General features: G+C 50.7%; 2 protein-coding genes and 4 pseudogenes. 3 read left to right on the top strand and 3 right to left on the bottom strand.

Features of this window, described 5'->3' with window-relative positions; translation table 11 throughout:
* A pseudogene (locus tag ACTBDZ_RS15575) lies at positions 1-210 on the top strand (IS1634 family transposase); the annotation flags it as partial.
* Between the two features lie 133 nt (positions 211-343).
* Here the strand turns inward: ACTBDZ_RS15575 and ACTBDZ_RS15570 are convergent.
* Together ACTBDZ_RS15570 and ACTBDZ_RS15565 are read right to left on the bottom strand one after the other, a co-directional pair.
* Positions 344-1,081 (bottom strand): 4'-phosphopantetheinyl transferase family protein, encoded by a 738-nt coding sequence (locus ACTBDZ_RS15570; protein ID WP_438815986.1) that lies wholly within the window; start codon positions 1,079-1,081, stop codon positions 344-346.
* Positions 1,082-1,114: 33 nt separating this feature from the next.
* Positions 1,115-2,392, bottom strand: coding sequence for a NupC/NupG family nucleoside CNT transporter (locus tag ACTBDZ_RS15565; RefSeq protein WP_438815985.1), 1,278 nt, complete (start codon positions 2,390-2,392; stop codon positions 1,115-1,117).
* Between the two features lie 414 nt (positions 2,393-2,806).
* Here ACTBDZ_RS15565 and ACTBDZ_RS15560 point away from each other — a divergent pair.
* A pseudogene (locus ACTBDZ_RS15560) lies at positions 2,807-3,308 on the top strand (Lrp/AsnC family transcriptional regulator).
* Positions 3,309-3,348: 40 nt separating this feature from the next.
* On the opposite strand, the pseudogene ACTBDZ_RS15555 reads toward ACTBDZ_RS15560, so the two are convergent.
* Positions 3,349-4,068, bottom strand: a pseudogene (locus ACTBDZ_RS15555) (1-aminocyclopropane-1-carboxylate deaminase); the annotation flags it as partial.
* A 75-nt stretch (positions 4,069-4,143) separates the two neighbouring features.
* On the opposite strand from ACTBDZ_RS15555, the pseudogene ACTBDZ_RS15550 reads away from it, so the two are divergent.
* A pseudogene (locus ACTBDZ_RS15550) lies at positions 4,144-4,278 on the top strand (IS5/IS1182 family transposase); the annotation flags it as partial.

Below are 4,278 nucleotides of genomic sequence, written 5' to 3'. Positions count from 1 at the left end.
CGTAATGCTTTGGCAGTTCAAGGACGTAGCGTGCCAGATATGAAGAAAAAACCGACTCAAAAACCCACAGCGCGTTGGGTTTTCCTCTGTTTTTTTGGGATTTATGAGTTCAGTATTGGTGACAGATCACCACAAGTATCCAACCTCAATTCTATTCACAAGACCATCGTTGATGTTCTCGGCGAGCGATACCGTCGAATTTATTCTTAAAGTAGGTGCGGAATGACGGTTAAAAAAATATCTGGGACAGATATCACTTGAATATGCCGATACGCCAATCCCCACGAGAATAACAGGCGACTACCGTTTCCTTTGAATACGCGCCTACGTATCGCAGTTTTCGTCAGACAGCCTTCGAGGGCTCAAGGCAGAGGAAGGTGGTGACTTTGTCAGCCATCATCCGGTATACCCCCTTGAAGCGCCGGCCCGTGGGAAATTCAGGAGTTAGCGTGGTTTGCAATTGCAGTTCGAAAACCTGTTGAGCCTGGTTGAGCACGATAATTTGCGCATCTAAAAAATCGAAATAATGCTGAACCGAAGGATAGATAGCTTTAAACAAGCTCTCCTTGGCAGAAAAGCTCAACGTCAGCGCCTGGCAAAACGGCATATCCACCCCTTGCAGCCATTGGCACTCCTCGTCACCCACGATACCAGGCCAGAGTGAAGCCGCCCGATCGTCACTCATCAGCGTTTCCACATCCACCCCCACACCGCTGAATACGTCACTGCGGCGGTGAATCGCGCACAGCACGCTGTCTTTATTGTGGCTCAAAGAGCCACAGAGATTTTCAGGCCATACCGGCGAGCGGTCCTGGCCGCTCAGCAAGGTAAACTGGTTAATACCGAGTTTTTCCAGCACATGGCGCGCCAAATAACGCCCCGCGAGAAATTCAGCGCGGCGCTTGGGCACCGAGCGCGCCAGTTCCGCAGACAAGGGAACATCAATACGATGATAAAGCGTATCGTGGTAAGCCACTGGGTTGAAGCGACAATAGGCGCAGAATCCAGGATACACAGCCTCGCTATTGGGCAAAGGCAGCGTCATCCATTCAATATTGCCGATAAACGCCGAGATGGTCATTAACGTACACTCTCCCCTGCTGCGGGTCAGGCTTTAAAGCGCCAGAAAGAAACCAGCAATGGTCGCACTCATCAGGTTTGAAAGCGTTCCTGCCGCGACCGCTTTCAAACCAAAACGCGCGATATCTTGACGACGATTTGGAGCCATGCTGCCGAGCCCACCAATCAAAATCGCAATCGATGACAGATTGGCAAAGCCGCATAAGGCAAACGAAATAATGGCTTTCGATTGATCCGAGAGCACCTGTAATCCCAGGGCTGCCACGGCATCATCCGCTTTGAGATGCTGACTAAAATTCAGATAAGCAACAAACTCATTGAGAATCAGTTTTTGGCCGATAAAGGCCCCTTCCACCGTCGATTCCTGCCACGGTATCCCGATCAGGAAAGCCACCGGCGCGAACAACCAGCCCAAAATCAGTTCCATAGAGAGCTGTGGATAATCAAACCATCCGCCAATACCCCCCAGGATGCCATTAAGTAAGGCAATCAGCGCCACAAACGCCAGCAGCATCGCTCCCACATTCAGGGCCAGTTGCAACCCGGAAGCCGCGCCACTGGCCGCTGCATCAATCACGTTGGCCGGTTGATCATCGGCGCTCACAAAACCGGAGTGGGTTTCATGATCGTGTGTTTTTTCTGTTTCCGGCACGATCAGTTTGGCAAACAGCAATCCTCCCGGCGCGGCCATAAAGGAGGCGGCAATCAGATACTCCAACGGCACTCCCATCTGCGCATAGCCTGCCATTACCGCTCCGGCAATAGACGCCAGCCCGCCGCACATTACTGCAAACAGCTCCGAACGCGTCATGGTGGCAATATAGGGGCGCACTACCAGCGGTGCCTCAGTCTGCCCGACGAAGATATTTGCCGTCGCTGAGAGCGATTCGGTGCGTGACGTTTTTAGCAGCTTTTGCAACGCTCCGCCTAGCAGGCGAATAACCCATTGCATCACCCCGATGTAATACAGCACGGCAATCAACGAGGAGAAAAAGACAATGATCGGCAGCACCCGCAGTGCGAACACAAAACCACCACCGCCAAACAGTTCATACATTTTATCGGAAGCCAGGCCACCAAAAATAAACGATACGCCTTCATTGCCGTAACCAATAATCAGGGCAACCCCTTCGGTCATCCCTGCCAGTACCCGGCGGCCAAGAGGCACATAAAGCACCAAGGCACCAATACCAATCTGGAGCAGGAAAGCGCCCAACACCGTGCGCAGACAAATAGCCTTGCGGTTGCTGGAAAGTAAAATGGCGACCAGCACCAACACAACCATGCCAATAAGACTCATAATGAGTTGCATAAGAAGTTCCCTTTTATGCGTTGTTGAAAATCAAGGATAGACCATTCATCTCGGGCCAGACTGCCCGAAAAATGTCAAAGGCGGATTATAAGTCGACCACCCAATAAATACGCATTTTTTGTCACATTTGAACACTTTCTGACACGCTTCCCCCCCCCCCACATCTGGGATTTCTATCACTTTCTTTTTCCACACCTTATTGAACATCCGCCCCTAGGGCGCTAGACACATCGTTTTTTCTTATGTTTATTGGGGAAAGCGATGTGTTAATAATATTGTTTGATGCGAGGGTATATCGTTCATTTTCAACAGTGCTGAGGATAATCGATGGTTTTAGCTGAACGATATCGGGTACAACACGCAATTTTATGTTATTCACTCTATAATTATACGTGACGAATAAAAGGCAACACCATGAAAAAAAACATTATCGCCGACCATCGCAGAAGAAAAGCCCGCTGACCTTGATAAGTTCGATTACACCATCCTGCAACTGCTGCAAAAGGATGCTTCGCTTTCCAACGTGGCGCTGGCAGAAAAAGTCAACCTCAGTGCGCCAGCCTGCCTACGGCGAGTAGAGCGTTTAAAGCAGGCTGGACTGATAAAAGGCACGGTGGCCCTGCTCAATCCTGAAGCGTTGAATGCAGGCATGGTGGTGATTATCGGCGTGGTGTTGGACCGTTCGACGCCCCAGTCGTTTGCTGATTTTGAACTGGCGGCACAAAACATCAGTGGATGCATGGAATGTCATGTGGTGACAGGGGAATTCGATTACATGATGATGCTCCGCATCAGAGATAATCAAAGTTTTAATAAGTTACATGCTGAGCAGTTGTTATTTCTGCCCGGAGTACGGCAGATACGTTCCTTTATGGGATTACGCCAGATGCTCTCAACCACGCAGTTACCTTTTTGATAACGCTGGCCCGAACGGGCCAGCTATCGATAAAGCACTATCAGCCATTACGGAAAATATAGCTGTAAGCGCTCAGTGCCGGGGCACCACCCAAATGGGCATACAGCACTTTGGAACCTTTAGGAAACTCTCCGCGGCGCACCATGTCGATCATACCGTGCATGGATTTTCCTTCATAAACCGGGTCGGTCAATACCCCTTCAGTGCGGGCGCACAGACGAATCGCTTCCAGCGTACCTTCATTGGGTAAGCCATACTCCGGTCCACCGTAGCGGGTATCCAGCACCACGTCTTCTTCAGTGATCTCGCGACCCAGTTCCACCAGGTTCGCCGTGTTTTGCGCAATACGCAGAATCTGCGCCTTGGTTTGTTCTGGTTTGGCAGAAGCATCGATGCCGATAACGCGACGAGAGCGCCCATCGGCGGCAAAGCCAACTACCATCCCTGCCTGGGTGCTGCCGGTGACGGAACAGACCACGATATAATCGAAAGTAAAGCCCAGCTCTTTTTCCTGCTGACGCACTTCTTCAGCAAAGCCGACGAAGCCTAACCCACCCAATGGATGCTCAGAGCAACCAGCCGGGATCGGGAACGGTTTTCCACCGTTTTGGGCTGCTTCTTCCATCGCTTGCTGCCAGCTTTGGCGAATGCCTATGTCGAATCCAGCGGCATCAAGGCGTACATCCGCCCCCATAATGCGCGAGAGTTCGATATTGCCGACCCGATCGTAGACCGCATCCGCATAATTCACCCAGTTCTCGGCTTTGTTGAATAAATAGAAAGTTTGGGTAATCATCGGATCAGATCACCATAGTTGTTTCAAAATCAGGTCTCCATGGCAAAGGCAAAACAAAATTTTAAAATCACTAACTGGCCCTCCTATAACAAGGCCCTCAGGCAGCGCGGTTCTCTAACCGTATGGCTAGATGAATCAGCCATTGCTGCATGGACGGAAAAAACGACTACTGAA

The organism is Symbiopectobacterium sp. (assembly GCF_051710365.1).
In the GTDB taxonomy this organism is placed as follows: Bacteria; Pseudomonadota; Gammaproteobacteria; order Enterobacterales; family Enterobacteriaceae; genus Symbiopectobacterium.
This window is presented reverse-complemented; position numbering and strand designations above follow the sequence as displayed.